This window comes from Rhizobium sp. L51/94, from assembly GCF_019355555.1.
Taxonomy (GTDB): domain Bacteria; phylum Pseudomonadota; class Alphaproteobacteria; order Rhizobiales; family Rhizobiaceae; genus Rhizobium; species Rhizobium rhododendri.
Map to the genome: position 1 here is coordinate 3,218,362 of NZ_CP072141.1, position 22,894 is coordinate 3,241,255.

At 61.4% G+C, this 22,894-nt stretch carries 20 protein-coding genes; 12 read left to right on the forward strand and 8 right to left on the reverse strand.

Going from position 1 to position 22,894, the window contains the following annotated elements; all coding sequences use genetic code 11:
* Both J5274_RS15700 and J5274_RS15705 read right to left on the reverse strand, forming a co-directional pair.
* Positions 1-924, reverse strand: coding sequence for a neutral zinc metallopeptidase (locus tag J5274_RS15700; protein WP_142823300.1), 924 nt, complete (start codon positions 922-924; stop codon positions 1-3).
* Positions 925-1,018: 94 nt separating this feature from the next.
* Positions 1,019-1,501, reverse strand: coding sequence for a DUF2306 domain-containing protein (locus tag J5274_RS15705; protein ID WP_142823301.1), 483 nt, complete (start codon positions 1,499-1,501; stop codon positions 1,019-1,021).
* 184 nt (positions 1,502-1,685) lie between these two features.
* On the opposite strand from J5274_RS15705, the gene J5274_RS15710 reads away from it, so the two are divergent.
* From J5274_RS15710 to J5274_RS15720, 3 genes are all read left to right on the forward strand, one after another.
* Entirely contained in the window at positions 1,686-2,720 is a 1,035-nt protein-coding gene (locus J5274_RS15710) for a zinc-dependent alcohol dehydrogenase family protein (protein ID WP_219274669.1), read from the forward strand.
* A gap of 159 nt (positions 2,721-2,879) precedes the next feature.
* A complete protein-coding gene (gene carB, locus J5274_RS15715; RefSeq protein WP_142823303.1) occupies positions 2,880-6,365 on the forward strand; it encodes a carbamoyl-phosphate synthase large subunit in 3,486 nt (1,161 codons plus the stop codon).
* Positions 6,366-6,437: 72 nt separating this feature from the next.
* Positions 6,438-7,628: a DUF2235 domain-containing protein gene (locus J5274_RS15720; protein ID WP_219274670.1), complete on the forward strand. Its 1,191-nt coding sequence runs from the start codon at positions 6,438-6,440 to the stop codon at positions 7,626-7,628.
* A gap of 4 nt (positions 7,629-7,632) precedes the next feature.
* On the opposite strand, the gene J5274_RS15725 is transcribed toward J5274_RS15720, so the two are convergent.
* Positions 7,633-9,141, reverse strand: coding sequence for a UdgX family uracil-DNA binding protein (locus J5274_RS15725; protein ID WP_142823610.1), 1,509 nt, complete (start codon positions 9,139-9,141; stop codon positions 7,633-7,635).
* A 14-nt stretch (positions 9,142-9,155) separates the two neighbouring features.
* Entirely contained in the window at positions 9,156-10,388 is a 1,233-nt protein-coding gene (locus J5274_RS15730; RefSeq protein ID WP_142823304.1) for a putative DNA modification/repair radical SAM protein, read from the reverse strand.
* Positions 10,389-10,636: 248 nt separating this feature from the next.
* Here J5274_RS15730 and greA point away from each other — a divergent pair, with 248 nt between their 5' ends.
* Complete coding sequence (gene greA, locus J5274_RS15735; RefSeq protein WP_142823305.1) at positions 10,637-11,113, forward strand: transcription elongation factor GreA; 477 nt, start codon at positions 10,637-10,639, stop codon at positions 11,111-11,113.
* Positions 11,114-11,130: 17 nt separating this feature from the next.
* Positions 11,131-12,183: a glycosyltransferase family 4 protein gene (locus J5274_RS15740; RefSeq protein ID WP_142823611.1), complete on the forward strand. Its 1,053-nt coding sequence runs from the start codon at positions 11,131-11,133 to the stop codon at positions 12,181-12,183.
* Here J5274_RS15740 and J5274_RS15745 read toward each other — a convergent pair.
* Positions 12,147-13,061, reverse strand: coding sequence for a glycosyl transferase (locus J5274_RS15745; protein WP_142829284.1), 915 nt, complete (start codon positions 13,059-13,061; stop codon positions 12,147-12,149). The two genes, J5274_RS15740 and J5274_RS15745, sit on opposite strands and share 37 nt — an antisense overlap.
* Before the next feature lie 2 nt (positions 13,062-13,063).
* A complete protein-coding gene (locus J5274_RS15750; protein WP_111223008.1) occupies positions 13,064-13,531 on the reverse strand; it encodes an Lrp/AsnC family transcriptional regulator in 468 nt (155 codons plus the stop codon).
* Between the two features lie 243 nt (positions 13,532-13,774).
* On the opposite strand from J5274_RS15750, the gene trxB reads away from it, so the two are divergent.
* The 5 genes from trxB (at position 13,775) to J5274_RS15775 (ending at position 18,837) form a co-directional block, all read left to right on the forward strand.
* Complete coding sequence (gene trxB, locus J5274_RS15755; protein WP_142823307.1) at positions 13,775-14,749, forward strand: thioredoxin-disulfide reductase; 975 nt, start codon at positions 13,775-13,777, stop codon at positions 14,747-14,749.
* A gap of 23 nt (positions 14,750-14,772) precedes the next feature.
* Positions 14,773-15,669, forward strand: a complete 897-nt coding sequence (locus J5274_RS15760) for a LysR family transcriptional regulator VtlR (protein ID WP_111222730.1) — start codon at positions 14,773-14,775, stop codon at positions 15,667-15,669.
* 541 nt (positions 15,670-16,210) lie between these two features.
* The gene (locus J5274_RS15765; RefSeq protein ID WP_142823308.1) at positions 16,211-16,504 is read left to right on the forward strand and encodes a helix-turn-helix transcriptional regulator; all 294 of its coding nucleotides are present in this window, start codon (positions 16,211-16,213) and stop codon (positions 16,502-16,504) included.
* Between the two features lies 1 nt (position 16,505).
* Positions 16,506-17,675, forward strand: a complete 1,170-nt coding sequence (locus J5274_RS15770; RefSeq protein ID WP_142823309.1) for an MFS transporter — start codon at positions 16,506-16,508, stop codon at positions 17,673-17,675.
* 37 nt (positions 17,676-17,712) lie between these two features.
* Complete coding sequence (locus J5274_RS15775) at positions 17,713-18,837, forward strand: alkene reductase (RefSeq protein ID WP_142823310.1); 1,125 nt, start codon at positions 17,713-17,715, stop codon at positions 18,835-18,837.
* A 57-nt stretch (positions 18,838-18,894) separates the two neighbouring features.
* On the opposite strand, the gene J5274_RS15780 is transcribed toward J5274_RS15775, so the two are convergent.
* On the reverse strand, positions 18,895-19,860 hold the full coding sequence (locus J5274_RS15780) for an SDR family oxidoreductase (RefSeq protein ID WP_224127753.1): 966 nt from the start codon (positions 19,858-19,860) through the stop codon (positions 18,895-18,897).
* Between the two features lie 95 nt (positions 19,861-19,955).
* Between J5274_RS15780 and J5274_RS15785 the strand changes: the two genes are divergently transcribed.
* On the forward strand, positions 19,956-20,873 hold the full coding sequence (locus J5274_RS15785; protein ID WP_202617113.1) for a LysR family transcriptional regulator: 918 nt from the start codon (positions 19,956-19,958) through the stop codon (positions 20,871-20,873).
* A 31-nt stretch (positions 20,874-20,904) separates the two neighbouring features.
* Here the strand turns inward: J5274_RS15785 and J5274_RS15790 are convergent, their stop codons facing one another.
* Positions 20,905-21,186 (reverse strand): DUF2188 domain-containing protein, encoded by a 282-nt coding sequence (locus tag J5274_RS15790; protein ID WP_142823313.1) that lies wholly within the window; start codon positions 21,184-21,186, stop codon positions 20,905-20,907.
* A gap of 304 nt (positions 21,187-21,490) precedes the next feature.
* Here J5274_RS15790 and J5274_RS15795 point away from each other — a divergent pair, with 304 nt between their 5' ends.
* Positions 21,491-22,492 carry a calcium:proton antiporter gene (locus J5274_RS15795; protein ID WP_374113747.1) on the forward strand — a complete coding sequence of 334 codons (1,002 nt, stop codon included), beginning with the start codon at positions 21,491-21,493 and terminating at the stop codon, positions 22,490-22,492.
* The last annotated feature ends 402 nt before the right edge of the window (positions 22,493-22,894 follow it).

A 22,894-nucleotide genomic window follows, 5' to 3' on the forward strand; every position in this document is an offset into this window, starting at 1 on the left:
TCAGACCGGGTTCGAGAACGTGTCGCAGGAGGTCAGTTTGCCGCTGTCGAAACCCTGCTTGAACCATTTGACACGCTGCGCCGACGTGCCGTGGTTGAAGCTGTCAGGCACGACATAGCCCTGGCTCTTCTTCTGCAGCGTATCGTCGCCGATCTGCTGGGCTGCGTTCAACGCCTCCTCCAGATCGCCATTGTCGAGAATACCCTTCTGCTGCGTGAACTTGCCCCAGATCCCGGCAAAGCAGTCAGCCTGCAACTCGATGCGAACGGACATCTTGTTGCTGTCCACCTCGTTCATCTGGCTGCGGGCCTGATCGGCCTTCGGCAGGATGCCGAGCAGGTTCTGCACGTGATGGCCGACTTCGTGCGCGACGACATAGGCCTGCGCGAAATCGCCTGAAGCACCGAACTTGTCCTTCATCTCCTGGAAGAATCCCATGTCGAGATAAATCTTGCGGTCGGACGGGCAGTAGAACGGTCCCGACGCGGTCGACGCGAGGCCGCAGCCCGAGTTCAGCCTGTTGGTGAACAGCACCAGCTTCGGGTCCTCATAGGTCTTGCCCATGGATTTGAAGATGCCGCCCCAGGTATCCTCGGTCTCGGCAAGCACGGTGGCGACGAACGCCTTTGTTTCATCGTTGCCCGGGTTCTGCGGCGCCGAGTTGCTCTGCTGGTAGCTGGAACCGGTATTGCCGGTGTCGCCTTGGCTGAGGATCTGTAGCATGTCGATGCCCATCGCCTTGAGAATGAGGTAGATCACCACCAGGAAGACGATCGTGCCAATGCTGAGGCCGCCGCCGGCCCGCCGCATGCCACCGCCCGGAAAGTTGAAACCTCCACCACCGCCGCCAAGCGGTCCGGTGCCTCCTGAAGAGCCACGCTCATCCTCGATATTGTCGGACTGTCGACGTCCCTTCCATTCCATGACCTGTCTCCCCGGCTGCGCTCACGGATATCCCGTTAAAGCCTATATATCCGCCGCATGCCCAATGACCAGTCGCGAAGGCCAACATCGCACATCAGACAGGAATGCTCGGGGCGCCCCAGGCGGCCCATGCAAGAAATAATGCCATCGCCACCAGCAGCAGCAGGGGCATCGTCTCGTGACCGGTAAAGACCACAGCGTTCATGATCCGGTGCGGCAGCAGCGTGAAGGCGCCGGCACCCCCGATGCCACCAAAATAAAGTCCCAGGACAACACGACGATGACGCGCAATGTCATGCCGGCGGGCAGCGACAATCGCCTGGACGCAGGAATAGAGGACGAAGACCGACAGAAGATGGATCGGGCTGAAGCCATGAAAGACGTTCAACTCATGGATGAAGAAGCTGGAAAACGCCCCGACGGCCATCAGCAAAAGCCAGATCTTGCCAAGCAGCCGATGCAGCCACGTCCCCTTGCGCCGCAACAGCACGTAGGCGCCGAGCAGCGCTGATGTGACCACGGCAACCACATGGATGTGAATGGCGGGCGAAGCCGACAGCAGCGGTTCGAGGGTCATGGTACAGCACCTCACAAGGCTACCGATCCGACGTCGGCTGGCTCGATCATACCCGACGGCTGCCCGAAGTCGAGGGGCCAACGCGGGCGAGAATTCAGTTATAATAGCAGCAGATAGCCTTGACGCGGCAAGGCTTTTGACGCCCATTGCCCGCCAGTCCTTATATCTCTGGGAGGAGACATCGATGCAAGCCATACGTCTCGACGCCGTCGGCCAATTGACCGTCAGCGAGATCGAAAAGCCGGTGCCCGGTAGAGGCGAACTGCTCGTCCGCGTCGAGGCTTGCGGCATCTGCGGCACGGATCGCCATATCCTCCACGGCGAATTCCCGTCCGCACCGCCGGTCACGCTGGGCCACGAATTTGCCGGCATCGTCGAGGCCGTCGGCGCTGATACGACAGGCTTTGCGCCCGGTATGCGCGTCACCTGCGATCCGAACATTTCCTGCGGCCTCTGCAGCCAGTGCCGCAGCGGCCGCGTCAACCTCTGCGAACGGCTGCAGGCAATCGGCATCCACCGCGATGGCGGCTTTGCCGACTACGCGATCCTGCCCGTCACCCAGGCCTTCGAACTGCCGCTTGGGCTCGACCCGCTGCACGGCGCCTTCTGCGAGCCCCTCGCCTGCTGCCTGCACGGCGTCGACATGGCGAAAATCGAAACCGGTGCCTCGGTGGTCGTGCTCGGCGGCGGCGTCATAGGCCTGCTGGTGGTGCAACTGGCACGGTTGGCCGGCGCCACCCGCGTCGTCCTAATCACCCGTCACAAGGACAAGCGCGCCCTTGCCGAGCGCCTCGGCGCCACCGCGACACTCGATCCAGGCCTCAGCGACCCCATCGCCGCCATATCGGGGCCGGATGGCCTGCTGCCCGGCGGTGCCGATGTGGTGTTCGAATGCGCCGGCGTCGCCGAGACGGTGCAGCAATCGACGCGCATGGCAAAGAGCGGCGGCACCGTTGTCATCCTCGGCGTCATGCCGCAGGGGCAGACCGTGCCGATTGAGCCCTTCGACCTTCTGTTCCGCGAACTGAAATTCATCGGCTCCTTCATCAACCCGTTCACCCACCGGCGCGCCGCCGATCTCATTGCCTCGGGCGCCGTCGACGTCGCACCACTCATCTCCCGCGTCGTCGGCATGACAGACGGTGCCGAAGCCATCCGCCAGCCGGCCCGCCCCGGCGAAATCCGCGTCCTGGTGGTGCCCGATCACGCCGCAAGGTAGGCCACACTCGGAATCCTGTCGATTGGACGATTTATGGGGTTCCGTTTGCAAAAACATTTGCCTATAAGCCGCTTCTAGCCTTTTGAGATGCAGAGCGCGCGCCCGGCCGGTGGACACACCTGGCTGGTTTTTGGCGCACGCAGAAAATGGATAGAGATCATGCCGAAGCGCGAAGACATTAAATCGATCCTCATCATCGGCGCGGGGCCGATTGTCATCGGTCAGGCATGCGAATTCGACTATTCAGGCACCCAGGCCTGCAAGGCACTGAAAGAGGAAGGCTACCGCGTCATCCTCGTCAACTCTAATCCGGCGACGATCATGACCGACCCGGATCTGGCCGACGCCACCTATGTCGAGCCGATCACGCCTGAAGTCGTCGCCAAGATCATTGCCAAGGAGCGCCCCGACGCGCTGCTGCCGACCATGGGCGGCCAGACTGCGCTCAACACCGCGCTCTCCCTGAAGAGAATGGGCGTCCTCGACCGCTACAATGTCGAGATGATCGGCGCCAAGCCGGCCGCCATCGACATGGCTGAAGACCGCGCCCTGTTCCGCGAAGCCATGGCCCGCATCGGCCTCGAAACGCCGAAGTCGCTGCTCGCCAACGCCACCGACATCAAGGAACTTGATCGCAACCGCCACGAAGCAGCGCGCGACGAGGTCAGGTCCAGGTTGAGCGGCGCCGAGCTGGACACAGCGCTTGACGACCTCGAAAACACCTGGAACCTCGGCGAAACGGACCGCAAGCAGCGCTACATGAGCCACGCCATGGCTCTGGCAGCCCAGGCGATCGACGTCGTCGGCTTGCCCGCCATCATCCGTCCGTCCTTCACCATGGGCGGCACCGGCGGCGGCATTGCCTACAATCGCTCGGAATTCTTCGAGATCGTCGGCTCCGGCCTCGACGCCTCGCCGACCACGGAGGTGCTGATCGAGGAATCGGTGCTCGGCTGGAAGGAGTATGAAATGGAAGTCGTCCGCGACAAGGCGGACAACTGCATCATCATCTGCTCCATCGAGAACATCGACCCGATGGGCGTCCACACCGGCGATAGCATCACAGTCGCCCCGGCCCTGACGCTGACCGACAAAGAATACCAGATGATGCGCAACGCCTCGATCGCCGTGTTGCGCGAGATAGGCGTCGAGACCGGCGGCTCAAACGTGCAGTTCGCCGTCAACCCGGCCGATGGCCGCCTCGTCGTCATCGAGATGAATCCGCGCGTTTCGCGCTCATCGGCGCTGGCCTCCAAGGCGACCGGCTTCCCGATTGCGCGCGTCGCCGCCAAGCTCGCGGTCGGCTACACGCTCGACGAACTCGACAACGACATCACCGGCGGCGCGACGCCTGCTTCGTTCGAACCGTCGATCGACTACGTCGTCACCAAGATCCCGCGCTTTGCCTTCGAGAAATTCCCGGGCGCCTCGCCAGTGCTGACGACAGCGATGAAGTCGGTCGGCGAAGTCATGGCCATCGGCCGGACCTTTGCCGAATCCCTGCAGAAGGCGCTTCGCGGCCTTGAAACCGGCCTCACCGGCCTCGACGAGATCGAGATCCCCGGCACCGAGGAAGGCGAAGGCAGCCGCAACGCCATTCGCGCAGCCATCGGCACGCCGACGCCGGACCGCCTGCGCATGGTGGCCCAGGCGCTGCGCATGGGCATGAGCGCCGAAGAGGTGCACGAAGGCTGCAAGATCGACCCATGGTTCATCGCGCAACTCAAGGCCATCGTCGACATGGAAGCCCGTGTTCGCGAACATGGCCTGCCGGACGATGCGGTCAATCTGCGCATGCTGAAGGCCATGGGCTTTTCCGACGCGCGCCTGGCGACCCTCACCAACAAGCGGCCGAAGGAAGTGGCCGAGAAGCGTAACGCCCTCAACGTGCGTCCGGTTTTCAAGCGGATCGACACTTGCGCTGCCGAATTCGCCTCGCCGACTGCCTACATGTATTCGAGCTACGAGACGCCCTTCGTCGGCGAAGCGCGCTCCGAAGCCAATGTGACGTCGGCCAGAAAGGTCGTCATCCTCGGCGGCGGTCCGAACCGCATAGGCCAGGGTATCGAGTTCGACTATTGCTGCTGCCACGCCGCCTTCGCGCTGCAGGATGCCGGCTATGAAGCGATCATGATCAACTGCAACCCTGAAACCGTGTCGACCGACTACGACACCTCGAACCGCCTCTATTTCGAGCCGCTGACGGCCGAGGACGTGATCGAGATCCTGCGCGCCGAGCAGGAAAGCGGCGAAGTCGTCGGCGTCATCGTCCAGTTCGGCGGACAGACTCCGCTGAAGCTGGCCGAAGCGCTGGAAAAGAACGGCATCCCGATCCTCGGCACCGCGCCAGATATGATCGATCTCGCCGAAGACCGCGACCGGTTCCAGAAGCTGCTGATGAAGCTCGACCTCAACCAGCCCAACAACGGCATCGCTTATTCGGTCGAACAGGCTCGCGTCGTCGCTTCGGAAATCGGCTTCCCGCTGGTGGTCCGCCCATCCTACGTGCTCGGCGGCCGGGCGATGCAGATCATCCACTCGGAATCGATGCTGCAGAGCTACCTGCTTGATACCGTCCCCGGCCTCGTGCCGGAAGATATCAAGCAGCGTTACCCGAACGACAAGACCGGCCAGATCAACACGCTGCTCAGCAAGAACCCGCTGCTGTTCGACAGCTACCTGTCGAATGCCATCGAGATCGACGTTGATTGCCTGGCCGATGGCGAGAACGCCTTCATCGCTGGTATCATGGAACACATCGAGGAAGCCGGCATCCACTCCGGCGACAGCGCCTGCTCTCTGCCGCCGCGCACGCTGTCCTCGGAGATGATCGACGAACTGGAACGCCAGACCAAGGCGATGGCCAAGGCGCTGAATGTCGTCGGCCTGATGAACGTCCAGTACGCCATCAAGGACGACGTCGTCTACGTGCTCGAAGTCAATCCGCGCGCCTCGCGCACCGTGCCTTTCGTTGCCAAGGCGATTGGCGCGCCCATTGCCAAGATCGCTGCTCGCATCATGGCCGGCGAAAGCCTTGACGCAGCTTTTGCCGCCTACGGTGAAAAACCCGATCCGCGCAACCTCAAGCACATTGCCGTCAAGGAAGCCGTTTTCCCGTTCGCCCGCTTCCCCGGCGTCGACACGCTGCTCGGCCCTGAAATGCGCTCGACCGGCGAAGTCATCGGCCTCGATACCGACTTCGCTCTCGCCTTCGCCAAGGCGCAGCTGGGCGCCGGCGTCGAACTGCCACGCGGCGGCACGGTTTTCGTGGCCGTGCGCGACGATGACAAGCCACGCGTCCTGCCGGCCATCCGCATGCTCGTCGAACAGGGCTTCAAGGTGATGGCAACCGGCGGCACGGCCCGCTTCCTCGCCGAACACGGCATCGCCACGACCAAGATCAACAAGGTGCTGGAAGGCCGCCCGCACATCGAGGACGCCATCCGCAACCGCCAGGTCCAGCTGGTGATCAACACGACGGACAGCAACAAGGCGATCTCGGACTCCAAATCGATCCGCCGCGCAACGCTGATGCAGAAGGTGCCCTACTACACGACCATGGCCGGCGCCGAAGCCGCCGCCATGGCGATCCAGGCCCTGAAAGCCGGCAATCTCGAAGTCCGGCCGCTGCAGAGCTATTTTTGATCGGCAAAATCTACCATTAGTTGCATTCTCCTTGAAGGCGCGCTAGCGTGGCCAGTCTTCAGGGGGAATTCAATGTCGAAGAATATTGTTATCCTTTTTGACGGTACCTCGAACGAGATATCGAACGACCGTACGAACATTCTGCGCTTGTTCGGCACACTCGAGCATTCAGCACGCCAGATCGTCCGGTACGACCCCGGCGTTGGCACCTTCGGAGCCGACGACAGCTGGTCCCCGCTGTGGCGTGGAACAGTCGAGGTCTGGGGCTTGGCAACGGGTTGGGGTCTGGATCAGAATGTCAAGGAAGCCTACCGCTTCCTCGTCGAGAACTATGATGCGGGACCAGTCGAGGATGGCCAGAATGTTGACCGGGACCGGATCTTTATCTTCGGGTTCAGCCGTGGCGCCTACACCGCCCGCGTTCTTGCCGGCTTCCTTCACGCCTTCGGATTGACGAGCAAATACAACCTCAACCTCATCGACTATGCATACAGGACCTACAAAAGCGTCAACGCCGACGGCGATGCCGCGGCGGTGGACGGAACATCGCGCTTCGCCAAAATGCGCCTGTATGAGAAAACACTCGTCAACGACCACCCGCCGATCAAGCTCCTCGGTCTTTTCGAAACGGTAGCGTCGCTGCTTGAAGTTGGCCACGGCCGTCTGCAGATGAAAACGCATCCCTTCACGGACGCTAATCCCAGCGTCGAATGGGTGCGGCAAGCGCTGGCGATCGATGAGAAGCGAACGATGTATCGGCCGGAGTACTGGAAACCCGACCAAGACTATCACGCCCGTCACTCTGCTACCGCGAAGTCGAAGCAGAATTTCATGGAAGTCTGGTTTGCGGGCGTACATTGCGATGTCGGCGGCGGCTATCCCGAAACGGAGAGTGCTCAGATCAAGATACCCCTCGACTGGATGATCCGGGAGACGGAACCAACCGGGCTCCATTACCGGCACGAAGTCATAGACCGGATCGTTCTCGGCAAAGATCCGGAGATGCCAAGATATCAACCTCTTTCACCGACCGGGCCGCTGCACAATTCGATGAATGCCGCGTGGCGTATCCTGGAGTGGATACCGAGGGAGATTCCACGATCCTCGTTGCGAAAGGCACACGCTCACGGCATGTATATTCCCCGCAGCGATCCACGTCTGATCCCCGCAGGCGCGCTCCTGCACGAATCCGTCAGGACAAGGCTAGAGACGGGTGACTACAAACCGCAAAACCTGCCGCGCACCCATCACTATGTGCCCTGAGAACTCAAGATGCGCCCTCCGCCTGCCCTACGAGACGGCTTATGGAACGAATTTCCGCTTGAAACCGCGCCAGTTCCTCGGCCTTGCGCCCCGCGTCGGGAATGCGCAGCAGATAGGACGGATGGACGGTGACAAACAGGTTGCTGCCATCTGCCAGCGGAACCGGACGGCCCCTCATATCCTCGAGCCTCTCCCGGCTGTCGGTTAGTGCGAACAGCGCCGTAGCGCCGAGTGCCACGGTCAGTTTCGGGCGGATCAGGGCCCGTTCTCCATCCAGCCACCAGCGGCAGTGGCGGACCTCGCCCATCGTCGGCTTCTGGTGGATGCGCCGCTTGCCCCGCAGTTCGTATTTGAAATGCTTGACGGCATTGGTCACGTAGAGCGTCGTCCGGTCTATGCCGGCATCGTCGATCGCCTGATTGAAGACCTTGCCGGCCGGACCAACGAACGGGCGGCCTGCAAGATCCTCGTGATCGCCCGGCTGCTCGCCAACCACCATCACCGATGCGTCGACAGGCCCCTCACCGAACACCGTTTGCGTGGCGTGGCAGTGCAACTCGCAGCGGGTGCATTGGCGGGCCGCCTCCCGCAGCCCTTCCATGCTGCCCGCTGGCGCCGCCGATACGGGCATTTGCTCGGCAGCTGCGGCCGCCTGCAGCCTCTGGTGAAACGGCAGCGGCTCGGTTGCCGCGCGCCTTGCCATCGCCAGCACGCTGGCCTCGGCGCCGGCGATAAGACCGGGAATGAGATCGGCCTCCGGCAGGTTTTTCCAATATTTTTTCGGCATCTCGGCCTGCATGGCCTTCACCTTCAATCGTGCAGGATTGAAAATATTGCTGAAATAGGTGCGCCACAGCGTGTCCGCCTCGTCTGTCAGCGATGGTTTCTCAACCGGCAGATCGGAGATCGTCAATTGGGTGCCGTCCCAGGCGGCCGAGCCGCGCGGCGTGGCGATCAGCCAGTCCATGTCGTTGAACCGGCGCTGGAAGAACGGTGCGCTGCGGGCGACGATATGGTGATCCGGTTCGAACCAGGCAACGAAGCGCCGCCGCGGCAATGCCAGCGCGCTATCCACCTCCTTGAAGCGCACAAAGGCGGTCATCTTGTGACAGTCCCGACGGACAGACTTCTGCAGCATCAGCGCCCGGTGAACATCGACATCCGCGACCATGCCGAGCAGATGGCGGTCGCTGCAAAGACGAAACAGGATGCGGTAAAGCAGCGCAAAACGACCGGGATCGGAATGACAGATCACGGCCTCCGCCAGGCTGATGAAGGCCGGAGGCACGGAAACGGGTGATGAGCCTGCAGGCCTGACGCCCGCCTCGCAACCTGATGGACGCTCCGTCGGCTCCAGCAACAGGCGCTCGCCAGCAGTGCCAAACAGGTCTCCGCCCAACGTGGCCTCGTGCCAGTCGATGGCCTCAGGCAACACACCTTCCGCAAGCAGCCGCCGCGCCACGTCGCGCCATTCGGCCAAGTCACCCCTACCCTTCAGCGTTACGCGACGCATCGCTGCCGAACCCATCAGAGCAGCGTCAACTGTACCGGCTTGGGCGCGAACATCGCACGAAGATCCTGCCGGTCGGCCAGCTTTCGCGGGCTCCAGCCCTCGGCAACGATGAAGGCCTGCACCTTCTTCACGGACACTCCGAGGCGCGCGAGGTCCTCGATCCGAAGCCGGCAAAAACGACGGGCCGACAGAATGGCCTTGACCGTCTTCGTGCCGAGCCCCGGCACGCGCAGCAGCGTCTCGCGCTCAGCGGAGTTAATGTCGACCGGGAATGCGTTTCGGTTGCCAAGCGCCCAGGCCAGTTTCGGATCGAGATCGAGATCCAGCATGCCGCCCGCCTGTTGGCCAGTAATCTCGGCGATCCCAAAGCCGTAAAATCGATACAGCCAGTCCGCCTGGTAAAGGCGATGCTCGCGCATCAGCGGCGGCTTGATCAGCGGCAGGTTCTTTGACGAATCAGGGATCGGGCTGAATGCCGAATAGTAGACCCGCCTCATCCCGTAGCTGCCGTAAAGCCGTGCGCTGGTCCCGAGAATGGTTGCATCGTTCGCATCGTCGGCGCCGACTATCATCTGGGTGCTCTGGCCGGCCGGTGCGAAGCGCTTGCGCTTTTTGCTCTGCAACGTCGGATCGCTGGCCTCCTCGATCTTTAGCCGCAGCGCACCCATCGCCTGGCGGATGCCGGCTGGCTTCTTTTCCGGCGCCAGACGGGTGATACCGACATCGGTCGGAAGCTCGATGTTGAGAGACAGGCGGTCGGCATAAAGCCCCGCCTCCTCGATCAGCTTCGGCGACGCCTCCGGAATGGATTTCAGATGGATGTAGCCCCGGAAATTATGCGTAGTCCGCAGCTCACGTGCGATCCGGACCATCTCTTCCATCGTGTGGTCGGAGGAGCGGATGATGCCGGAGGACAGGAACAGGCCCTCGATGTAATTGCGCCGGTAGAATTCCATCGTCAGCCAGACGACCTCCTCGACCGTAAACCGGGCTCTCTCGACGTTGCTTGAAGATCGGTTGACGCAATAGGCGCAGTCATAGATGCAAAAGTTGGTCATCAGGATTTTCAGAAGCGAAATGCATCTTCCGTCCGGCGCATAGGAATGGCAGATGCCGGAGCCTTCCGTTGACCCCAATCCGCCGGACTTCGCCGAACTGCGCGTCGAGGTACCGCTGGAGGCACAGGACGCATCATACTTGGCGGCATCGGAAAGAATGGCTAGACGATCGTTCAGCGACTTTTTCATATCATGTTCACTATATGTTCTATCGCTAATCGTCAAGACGGACCGCTTCGGAATGTCGGTAAAATAAGCAGGCTAACGAAAAGAACCACATGCACTTGCACCGTTGCGGTGCGAATTCTCTGGAAATTGGCGGTCGTATTCTGTTATAAGTGCCCCATATAGCGGCTATTGCACGGTTCCGAAGTTTTCCTTCGGGACCTGTTTTCTTTTGTGTCGGCAGCTACGACATAGGACTGAAGGACAGAGACATGGTTGACAAGGTACCGATGACGCAGAGCGGCTTCGCCAATTTGCAGGAAGAACTGCGCTGGCGCCAGCAGCAGGAACGGCCGCGGATCATCGAGGCAATTTCCGAGGCTCGCGCCCACGGCGATCTGTCGGAAAATGCGGAGTATCATGCTGCCAAGGAAGCCCAGAGCCACAACGAAGGTCGCATCGGCGAAGTCGAGGATCTTGTGGCCCGTGCCGAAGTCATCGACCTGTCGAAAATGTCCGGCACCACAGTCAAGTTTGGCGCCCGCGTCAAACTGGTTGATGAGGACACCGAGGAACAGAAGACCTACCAGATCGTCGGCGACCAGGAAGCCGACGTAAAGGCCGGCCGCATCTCCATATCTTCGCCTATCGCACGTGCGCTGATCGGCAAGGAAGTCGGCGATTCCATCGAGGTCAATGCCCCCGGCGGTTCCAAGGCCTACGAAATCCTCTCCATCACCTGGGGCTGAGCCCGGTGGCAGCGGACCTGCGCGAGACCGAGATCGTCGCGCCGAATTTCAAGCGGCGATTGTCGGGGGTCACCTCGACCATCGTGCAGCTCGTTCCCAAGCAGGTCGCGCTCGGCACCCGCATCGTAACGCTCGGCCCAGGCTTGCCGCCGCACCTGCCGAAACTCGGCTGGAGCCAGGTTCCGGGCCTCTGGGTCCGGCCACGCCGCTACGAGGTTCGCGTCTGGCATGCCCGCCGCAACAATGAAATGCTGTTTGGCCTCCTGTTGCGGGCTGTGTTGCGCATGCCGATCAAGCTGCTGTTCACATCGGCAGCGCAACGGCGCCATTCGGCTTACACGCGTTTTCTGATTCGCCGCATGCACGCCGTCATCGCCACCAGCACCCGTTCCGGCAGCTTCCTGCAGGTGCCCCACACTGTCATCCAGCACGGTGTCGATCTAAACCTGTTCCATCCGCCGGAAGGGCCGGCCGACCGCATGGCCGCGACGGACCTCCCCGGCCGATACCTGATCGGCTGCTTCGGCCGCGTGCGTCACCAGAAAGGCACGGATCTTTTCGTTCAGGCAATGATCGAGCTGCTGCCCAACCATCCCGATTGGACGGCGATCGTCTGTGGCCGTGTGACACCGGAGCATAAGGTATTTGCCGACGGTTTGACCAAGGCCGTCGCTGACGCCGGCCTGTCGGATCGCATCCGCTTCATGGGAGAAGTCAACGACATCCGCCCCTGGTATCGCCGCGCAACGCTCTACGTGGCGCCTTCGCGCAATGAGGGTTTCGGCCTGACGCCGCTGGAAGCCATGGCCTCGCAGACGGCGGTCGTCGCCTCCGATGCCGGTGCCTACGCCGAGATGATCGTGCCGGGCGAGACCGGCATGGTCGTTCCGGCCGGCGACGGCCCTGCCCTCACGGCAGCCATCGAAACCTATCTGGCCGATCCCGACGAGGCCCGCCGCCAGGGCCAGAACGCTGTCGTCCATGTTCGCAGCAATTTTGCGCTGGAAAAGGAAGCCACCGCTATCGCCGCCGTCTATGCAGGCCTGCTGGGCGAAAAGCGGTCGTTATAGCCAAAGCCGGCACCGGCCAGTGCCGACACCGGCGAATAATTGACGATCTCGATGCCCCGCTCAGCCGCAACTGACTTGGCAAGCACGAAATGCGCAACGATGCGGGCTTCCGCGTCCGCAATGCCGGATGAAGCGGTTTCGCCGGTGGTCTCGTAGAAGCGCGGCTGATGGGCGTTGGATATGTCGATGCCGAACAGCCCGATTGTCTTCGGTTCACAATAGAGAGCAAACTGCAGGGCAGACACGGCAACCGAGCCACCACGAAACACCCCGCGATCCGGGTCGAACGAAAGGCCGGCATTGACCTCCGCATCCCTGCGAATGAAATCGAAGGCCTGGATCGTATCGTACCGCCGCCGCCTTGCACCGTAGGGTTTACGGATATCATCGATCAGCACGATGGTCCGGTCGCGCAGGAACCCCAGGTCTATCTCGCAAATAGCCCGCAACACCTCGACGGAAAACAGGCATGGCGTATTGTCTTTCACACGCTGCTTCACGAGATCGAAGTGCCGCCAGATGAAACGTTCGTCCTCGACGGCGACGGCCAGCTCGTCTGCGACAGGCTGACCCGACAGGCTGATGGCGCCGTTCAGCAGAATGGCAGTTTGCGGCGGCAGACGGGAAAGATCGTTACCGGCTATCGAGGGGCCGGAGCCGACGATCGCCACCGTGTCGCCGGATCGGCTTCGGAGGACAGAGGCGCTCGACAGCGCTGCGACAGCAGCGCCGCGATAGCGAACCTCACCCGGCGCATCCACGGTTGCCCGCACGACGGACAGTCCCGGAAACGCATCCTGGAAATGCGCGCGCGCGCTGCCGAGCAGCAGGCGCGTGCCCGTCTTGATCAGTGAACGGTGCCAGGGGCGATCGGACATGCCTAGAGTTCCACCAATCCCAGCTTCTTGACCTGGCGGATGGTGAGCATGGTGCGGACCGTGTCCACATGCTCGTTGGCCGTCAAAACCTCGATGACGAAATCCTGGAAAGCGGTCAGGTTCTGGGCGACGCAATGCAGCAGGAAATCGCTGTCTCCGGATACCATCCACGCCTGGCGGACGAGCGGCCATTGCAGCGTGGTGGCGGCAAATGCCTTAAGGTTGGTTTCCGACTGGTGCTTCAGCCCGACCATGCAGAAGGCGACAAGATCAAAGCCGAGCCGCGGGCTGTTGAGCATCGCATGGTAACCCTCGATGATGCCTGCTTCCTCGAGCTTGCGCACCCGCCGGAGGCAAGGCGGCGCCGAAATTCCGACTCGGTCGGCGAGCTCGACATTGGTCATGCGGCCGTCCTGCTGCAGTTCGCGAAGAATTTTTATGTCGATGGCGTCAAGTTCTGCCCGCAGCACGGTCATGCCTTTCTTTAATTCCTCCGTCGCACCTTCTATATAAAGAGCAGAAATTCGCAACAATGTTTCCCGCGCACGCCTGAATCTTGCCCGTTGGCCATTTGCCCTGTTGGTAATGCAAGGCTGCCCTTGAATAAATGCATGCGACAATCATAAATGAGGCAGCGCATGGGAAAGATCGACGGCAATGCCGCTAGCAGGCAGTGCCACCATCCCATCGCTGCCATTGAAAGGACTTGCCTCATGTCTGCCCGCCACACGAAGGTGCTCATCATCGGTTCCGGCCCCGCCGGCTATACGGCTGCAGTCTACGCTGCCCGCGCCATGCTGAAGCCGGTGCTGATCGCCGGCATGGAACAGGGTGGCCAGCTGATGATCACCACCGATGTCGAAAACTATCCGGGCTTTGCCGATCCGATCCAGGGCCCCTGGCTGATGGAGCAGATGCTGCAGCAGGCCAAGCACGTCGGCACCGAGATTGTCAACGATCTCGTCACCGAGGTCGACACATCGCGCCGCCCCTTTGTCCTCAGCACCGATTCCGGCACCGTCTGGACCGCCGATACGCTGATCATCGCCACCGGTGCCAAGGCGAAATGGCTCGGCATAGAGAGCGAGCAGCATTTCCAGGGGTTCGGCGTTTCCGCCTGCGCTACCTGCGACGGCTTCTTCTATCGCAACAAGGACGTCATCGTCGTTGGCGGCGGCAATTCGGCCGTCGAGGAGGCGCTTTATCTTTCGAACATCACCCGCTCGGTAACCGTGGTTCATCGTCGCGATTTCTTCCGCGCCGAAAAAATCCTTCAGGAGCGGCTGTTCGAGAAGCCCAACGTCAAGGTTCTATGGAATTCGGAAATCGCCGAAATCACCGGCACGCCAGCCAAACCGCCAATGCCGCCATCGGTGTCGGGCGTCAGGCTGCGCGACATCAAAGCCGGCACTGTCACCGACATGCCGATCGACGGCGTGTTCGTTGCCATTGGCCATGCGCCGGCGACCGAACTCTTCAAGGGAAAATTGAAGCTCAAGGACAACGGCTATCTCTGGACGGCCCCTGATTCGACTGCCACCGACGTGGAAGGCATCTATGCCGCCGGCGACGTGACCGACGATACGTTCCGCCAGGCGATAACAGCTGCCGGCATGGGATGCATGGCGGCGCTGGAGGCGGAGCGCTACTTGACCGGGCTTATGCCGGTCGCGATGGCTGCGGAGTGAAGCAGCCAATGAGGGGGAGCGGAATGCCATTGGATTGGGACAAGCTGCGGATTTTTCACGCGGCTGCCGAAGCCGGATCGTTCACCCATGCGGCAGACAAGCTGCATCTGTCCCAATCCGCCATCAGCCGCCAGGTCAGCGCCCTCGAGCAGGATGTCGGCATCAAGCTGTTCCACCGCCATGCCCGTGGCCTCATCCTCACCGAGCAGGGCGAACTGCTGTACCGCACCGCCCATGACGTGCTGCTGAAGCTCGAAACCGTCAAGATGCAGTTGACGGAGACCACCGACAAGCCGAGCGGCAAGCTGCGCGTCACCACGACGGTCGGTCTCGGCCAGGGCTGGCTGACGGACAAGATTCAGGAGTTCCTGCAGCTTTATCCTGACATGCAGATCCAGCTGATCCTCGACAACGAGGAGCTGGACGTCAACATGCGCCACGCCGACTGCGCCATCCGTCTTCGACAGCCGCAGCAATCGGACCTGATCCAGCGCAAGCTGTTCACCGTCCACATGCATGTCTACGCCGCCCCCTCCTACATCAACCGCCACGGCGAGCCGCAGTCCGTCGACGATCTCGACGATCACAGGATCATCTCGTTCGGCGAACCCGCTCCGCAATACCTGCTCGACATCAACTGGCTGGAAGTCGCCGGGCGCTCGTCCGACAACAAGCGATTGTCGCACCTGCAAATCAACAGCCAGACCTCGATCAAGCGCGCCTGCCTGCTCGGTATCGGAATTGCGGTGCTGCCGGACTATATCGTTGGCCGCGACCCTGGTCTGATCCAGCTGTCGCTGAATGCCGACGTGCCATCCTTCGACACCTACTTTGCCTATCCGGACGAAATGAAGAACGCCGCGAAGCTCAAGGTCTTCAGGGACTTCATCGTCGCCAAGGCTCGGAACTGGAACTTCTAGCAAAGGGCAAAATCATTAGCCGCGCTAACGAGCCATGTGCCTGCCACATGGCCGATATGCACAAACAGTCATTGATGCGTGCCCATTTTACGACCATATCGATTACAGCTGATGCATACGGTGGCTTTTCCTCCCAGTTCCACCGCAGAAGCTGTTCCCCTCTGGAGGTTTTTGACCTTCATACCTACAGGGCCCTGGTTTCGATCGGCGGCCCTCTTTTTTTGCCAATTTTCCGGATTTGTCGCTGCGACGCACAAACGCATAGCTGCCGTGCACAAAAAAACATTGCCACCTGCACAAATTGAAGACATATTGCCCACAGCTGATGCACATGGTGGCTTTTACCTCCCAGTTCCACCGCAGAAGCTGTTCCCCTCTGGAGGTTTTTAACCTTCATACCTATAGGGCCCCGGTTTACCGGTGGCCCTCTTTTTTTGCCTATTTTTTAGCCTTTCTCGATCACGCCCATGTGATCGCGCCGTCCTATTGCATCGTGTCCAGCCGATATACATATCGTCTCAACACGATGCAGGTCTGGATCATGGACAGAGATGAAATTCTGAAAGCGCTGGCTCACCCCACCCGGCTGGAAATTCTCAGCTGGCTGAAAGAGCCGGAAAAGCATTTCGCCACGCAGGACCACCCGCTTGAACTCGGGGTCTGCGCCGGACAGTTCGAGCGCTGCGGCCTCTCCCAATCGACAGTCTCGGCCCATCTCGGCACTCTGCACCGCGCCGATCTGGTGACTACCAAGCGGCTTGGCCAATGGGTCTTCTACCGACGTAACGAGGCCATCATCGCCGAGTTCCTCGCGTCGCTTCAAAAGGAACTTTAGAATGCCTTTAGCCCTATTCATCCTCGCGCTGAGCGCTTTTGCGATCGGCACGACGGAGTTCGTGGTGCTTGGCCTCCTGCCCGACGTCGCCGGCGACCTTGCGGTGACCATTCCACAGGCCGGATGGCTGGTGACCGGCTACGCGCTGGCGGTTGCAATCGGCGCACCGATCATGGCCGTCGCCACAGCGCAGCTGCGCCGCCGCTCCGCACTTATCATGCTGATGGGCGTATTCATCCTCGGAAACGTAATGTGTGCGCTTGCTCCCGACTACTGGATCATGATGATCGCCCGCGTCGTGACGGCGCTCTGCCATGGCGCCTTCTTCGGCATAGGTTCGGTTGCCGCGGCAAACCTCGTCGCCAGCGATCGCAAGGCCAGTGCCGTTGCGCTGATGTTTACCGGCCTGACACTTGCCAACGTGCTCGGCGTACCGCTCGGTACAGCCCTCGGCCAGGCCTATGGCTGGCGTGCACCTTTCTGGGCCGTCGCCATTCTCGGCGTCGCATCGATCATCGGCCTGATGCTCGTTTTGCCGAAAACGGAAACCGCCCCAAAGAGCAATATTTTGGGAGAAATCTCTGCGTTGCGCGGCGCCGGCCTCTGGCTATCGTTGCTGATGACGGTGTTCTTCTCGGCGGCAATGTTTGCGCTGTTCACCTATATCGCCCCGATCCTGCGCGATGTCACCGGCGTCTCGCCCCAGGGCGTGACATGGACCCTGTTCCTGATAGGCCTTGGCCTGACGGTCGGTAATCTCGTCGGCGGCAGGCTTGCAGACTGGCGCCTCGGTACCAGCCTTGCTCTTATCTTTGCCGCCATAGCGCTGACATCGGCGATCTTCAGCGTCACCAGCAAAGCGCTTGTTCCAGCCGAGATTACCCTGTTTGTCTGGGCTTTCGTCACATTCGCTGCCGTCTCGGCCCTGCAGATCGGTGTGCTCCGCTACGGCAAGGACGCACCGAACCTTGTCTCGACCATCAACATCGGCGCCTTCAACGTCGGCAATGCACTCGGCGCGTGGGCCGGTGGCGTGGTGATCGCAAACGGCTTTGCGCTAACCCGAGTACCCCTCGCCGCCGCAGCACTGGCCTTGGTCGGCCTCGCCATCGTCGCCCTCACCTTCGCAACCCCACGTGCACGTCGCAACGCCATTGCGGCCGCCGAATAAGTCACTACCTCCCAACCACCAACAACGAGGAAATACCATGACAAAACTGTTCGAACCGACCAAGCTCGGCGATATCTCCATCGCCAACCGCGTCGTCATGGCCCCGCTCACCCGCAACCATTCCCCGGGCGCCGTACCCAACGACCTGAACGTCACCTATTACGTGCAGCGCGCCAGCGCCGGCCTGATCATCACAGAAGCCACTGCCATCACCCAGCAGGGTCAGGGCTACGCCGACGTACCGGGCCTCTACACCAAGGACGCCCTCGATGGCTGGCGCAAGGTCAACGACGCCGTCCACCAGGCAGGCGGCAAGATGGTCGTGCAGCTCTGGCACGTCGGACGCATTTCCCACGACAGCCTGCAGCCAAACGGTGGCAAGCCGGTCTCCTCGACTGCCAAGCAGGCCGACGCCAAGACCTTCATCATCCAGGACGGCAAGGGTGCATTTGTCCCGACGTCCGAGCCACGCGCACTGGAAACCTCCGAGCTCCCCGGCATCGTCGAGGATTACCGCAAGGCCGCACGTGCCGCTATCGATGCCGGCTTCGATGGCGTCGAGATCCATGCCGCCAACGGTTACCTTATCGACCAGTTCCTGCGCTCCGGCGTCAACGACCGCACCGACCAGTATGGCGGCTCGATCGAGAACCGCGCCCGCTTCCTCTTCGAAGTCGTCGAGGCCATCACCAAGGAAATCGGCGCCGGTATCACCGGCATCCGTCTCTCGCCCGTCACCGCCGCCGGCGACAGCAGCGACCCGCACCCGCAGCCGCTCTTTACCTACGTGATCGAGGGACTGGCGAAATACGGCCTGGCTTATATCCACGTCATCGAAGGCCAGACCGGCGGCCCGCGCGACTTCCAGCAGGGCGAGACACCGTTCGATTATCAGGCACTGCACGCCGCCTACAAGGCTGCGGGCGGCAAGGCTGCCTGGATGGTCAACAACGGCTACGACCGCGAAATGGCGATCGAAGCTGTCGACAGCGGCAAGGCCGATATCGTTGCCTTCGGCCGTCCCTTCATCTCCAACCCCGACCTCGTTGCACGGTTGAAGCTGAATGCCGAGCTGACGCCGATGGATCCCGCCAAGCTCTACGGAGCCGTCAACGGCGCTGAAGGGTATACGGACTACCCGACGCTCGACAGCGCCGCCTGATCGCAAACCATATCCAAGGAAAATCCCGCCACGATGGCGGGATTTTTTGCGAACGGCTCAAAGACTGCCTATCGATTCCAGCGTCGCACGAACCGCGACATCGATGGGTGTCTGCGGCTCCTCGCCGATCGCAGCCACGAGCCGGTTGTTCGGCATCTGCAACGGTTCCGACCAGAGATAGCGCATCTCGCGCAACTCGCGCATGAAGCCGACGAACGGCGCTGCCAAGGGAAGCAACCACCAGGGGAAACTTCCCCGCTTCAAGGGCCGACCTGCGACTCGCTCGATTGATGCCACCATCTGTCTCCCGTCGGCATCCCAGAAACCCCGCATATGGTAGACGGCAAAGACCGGCAGGCGGTCGCCTTGCTCGAGAAGCCGGATCATCGTCTCCGCAACATCCGGCACATAGGCCCATTGATGGCCGATGCCCGGCTTGCCGGGATAGGTAACCGAGGCGACCGGCTTGCCTGATTTGACCAACCCTTGCGAAAACCAGCTGCTATCCGCGTGCGGCCCGAAATAGTCGCCCGCCCTGACGATGATGACAGGCACGCCCTGCCCCGCCGCCACCTGCAGGCGCCGTTCCATCTCGACGCGGATCGCGCCCTTTACGCTTGTCGGATGCTGGGGGCTTTCCTCGGTGATTTCCGGAAAGGTATCGGGACCGAAATTGTAGATCGTACCGGGCAACACGATCCGGGCACCAACGGCCTTTGCGGCTGCGACCGTATTATCGATCATCGGCAGGACCAGCTTGCCCCAGTTGACATAACCGGGGGGATTGACCGCATGGACGATGACACTGACGCCTTGCGCTGCCCGAAGCACATCGGCGGCATTCATCGCATCGCCTTTCACCCAGAGAAAGTCCGGCAAGCGGGAGGCGGCCTTTTCCGGGTCACGGTTCATTGCCACGACCTGCCAACCCCGTGCGGAAAGCCCGCGCGCTACGGCACCGCCGATACCACCCGTTGCGCCGAGTACCATTGCCGTTTTCTTCATGTCTATCTGATTTTGCATCGTCGTCTCCATTGGTTCGATGAAGAGACAATGCGCCCAAAGGCCACATAAACGAAATTGCCGAAATATGTGGACATGCTATACGAATATGCATGATTAGGAACGAACCCAGCTGGGACCTCTACCGCAGCTTCCTCGCCGTGCTCCAGCATGGATCGCTGTCGGCGGCAGCGCGCGAGCTCGGACTGACGCAGCCGACCATCGGACGTCACATTGACACGCTGGAACAAACGATCGGTGCCGAGTTGTTCACCCGCTCGCAGCTTGGCCTGCTGCCAACGGATGCCGCCGCCGACTTGAGACCCTATGCCGAGGCGCTACAATCGACTGCAGCCGCCTTGCTGCGAAGCGCATCCGCACGGCGCGACCGCGTATCGGGCACGGTCCGCATCAGCGCCAGCGAAGTCATCGGCGTCGAAGTGCTGCCGCCGATCCTTGCCGACCTGCAGGAGGCACATCCCGACCTGACGATAGAGCTGTCGGCCTCCGACACGGTGGAGGACCTGCTGCACCGACAGGCCGACATCGCCGTGCGGATGGCCGAGCCGTCGCAGGCGGCCCTCGTCGTCCGGCGCATCGGCGATATTCCGATAGCGTTCTTCGCCCATCGCCAATACCTCGAACGCCATGGGGTACCCACCACTCTCGAGGAGTTGGCCGGACACAGGCTGATCGGCTTCGACCGCCAGAGCGCCTATATCCGCTCAATGATACGCCGCTACCCTATTCTCGATCCCCAGCGTTTCTCGTTTAAAGCCGACAGTACGCTGGCGCAGATTGCCGCCATCCGGGCCGGCGTCGGCATCGGCCTCTGCCAGTCTCCGCTTGGAAATGCCAATCCGGACCTCGTTCGCCTGCTGCCGGAGGTAAGCCTGCCGCTTGGAACCTGGGTCGCCATGCATGAAAACCTGAAGGGATCGCCGCGATGCCGCGTCACCTTCGATGCGCTCGTGGCGGGATTGCTGGCCTATGGCGGGGAGAAACGGGTGGATGACGCCAGAAGAGTGACTTGAAGCCCGCCACCGCGGCAGGCCGTCATTTCGCTCAAGCGTCGGGCGATGCGCCCTCGCCGCTTTTTGTCCAGCTGCTATCGACGACCTCGGTTTCCGGCCTGTCGCCGCCGTCGGTATATTCCTCGTGCCACTTGCCCTTGTCATCCTGATAGCTGATCTCGGCCGGCTCGCCGCCGACCTGCTGTTCCGCCGCCACGATGCGCGCCGCCTGCAGCGCATCGGAGTGTGTCGGAAACGTCTCCGAGTAGACGTCCAGAAACTTGTAGGCCCAGCCGCCATCATGGGGAACGACTTCGTAGGTGACCTTGACCATATCCCTGTCTCCCGTTTCCTGCCCAAACCGTCCGTCTTCCCGATAAATCGAGCAGGCAGACAAGGCCCTCCCAAGCCTGTCAGCACTATCCCACCAAATGCCCTCAACTTCAACTTGAGCGGCGACCGACGCTTGATGTAGCGCCTCATTGCTTTAGATAGGACGAAACATTGAAGGGGCCGGGGGCCCAACAAAGGGGCCGGGGCCGTTGACGATATCGACTATTCTGAAGGAAGAGCGGCTGTTGCTGGTCGCCGTCGCCGTGGCTGTCGCCGCGTATTTCCTCGAGCATGCCGTGCTCGAGATGGGCCAGATGGCAGCTGTGATTAGCGCGGTCGTTTTGATCGCTACCATCGTCATCGCCTCGATGCGCGTCGCCCACCATGCCGAAGTCCTGGCGACAAAGGTCGGCGATCCCTACGGCACGATGATCCTGACACTGGCCGCCGTTGCCGTCGAAGTCATCATCCTCGCCATCCTGATGACCGGCGAAAGCTCGCCTACGCTGGTGCGCGACACGATCTATTCCGCAGTCATGCTCGACATCAACGGCATTCTCGGGCTGGCCGCCCTGCTGGGCGGGCTGAAGCATGGCGAGCAGTCGTACAATGACGATTCCGGCAAGACCTACGGTGTGATGATCCTCACGGCCATCGGCATATCGATGATCGTCCCGGAATTCGTGCCGCACGACAAATGGCACTATTATTCCGCCTTCACGATCTTTGCGATGATAGCACTCTACGCCCTCTTCCTGCGCATGCAGGTCGGCCAGCACAGCTATTTCTTCAGCTACAGCTATCCGCGCGCCGAAAAGAAGCGCAGCACGCACGAGGCCGAGGAGACGGAAGATTCGACCACCGCGTCGATCGTCACCATCCTCGTCGGTGTCGTCATCATCGGCGTGCTCGCAGAGTTCATGTCGGCCTTCATGAGCGTCGGGTTGAAGGATACCGGTGCGCCACCAGCCGTCGCCGCTGTCGTCGTCGCGGCAATCTCCGCCGCCCCCGAAATTCTCACGGCCCTCCGAGCAGCTTTGCGAAACCGCATGCAGGCGACCGTCAACATCGCCATGGGCGCCTCTCTGTCGACAGTCATTCTCACAGTGCCCGTCATGGAAGGCATCGCCCTCTACACCGGCCAGCCCTTCGTCATGGCGATGTCGCCGGTGCAAACCGTGATGGTCGTCATCACCCTCGTCGCCGCCGCTATCAATCTCAACGACGGCGAGACAAACGCCATCGAAGGCATGACCCATTTCATCCTCTTCGCCACCTTCGTGATGCTTACGGGATTAGGGCTTTGACTGCGATATCAAGGCGATAGGTGCGCGGGCGGAATCACGCCGGCAGCGAGTTCATGCGGGATGGCAGGTTGGACACCCGGCTTGCATTTGGATCCCCGGATCAAGCCCGAGGATGACGACGCGGCGGGGATGGCGGCGCTGTTGGCTTCGGTAGTGTGGTGCGCAGTTCGCGTGGGACTTGCCAGGCGAATGAACGTCCGTAAATCGCCGCCTCGCCCGATGCCTATTTTTGCCAAGCCAAGACCACCGAACTTCGTCATCCTCGGGCTCGACCCGAGGATCCACGCCCAAGCGCTGCGGGATATCAATACGCTCTGTCGTCAATTCGACGCATAGACACGCATCGGCCATCGTTGCGGACGGTTTGTCGAGATCGGACACCCGTTGCGCGCAATGTGCGGC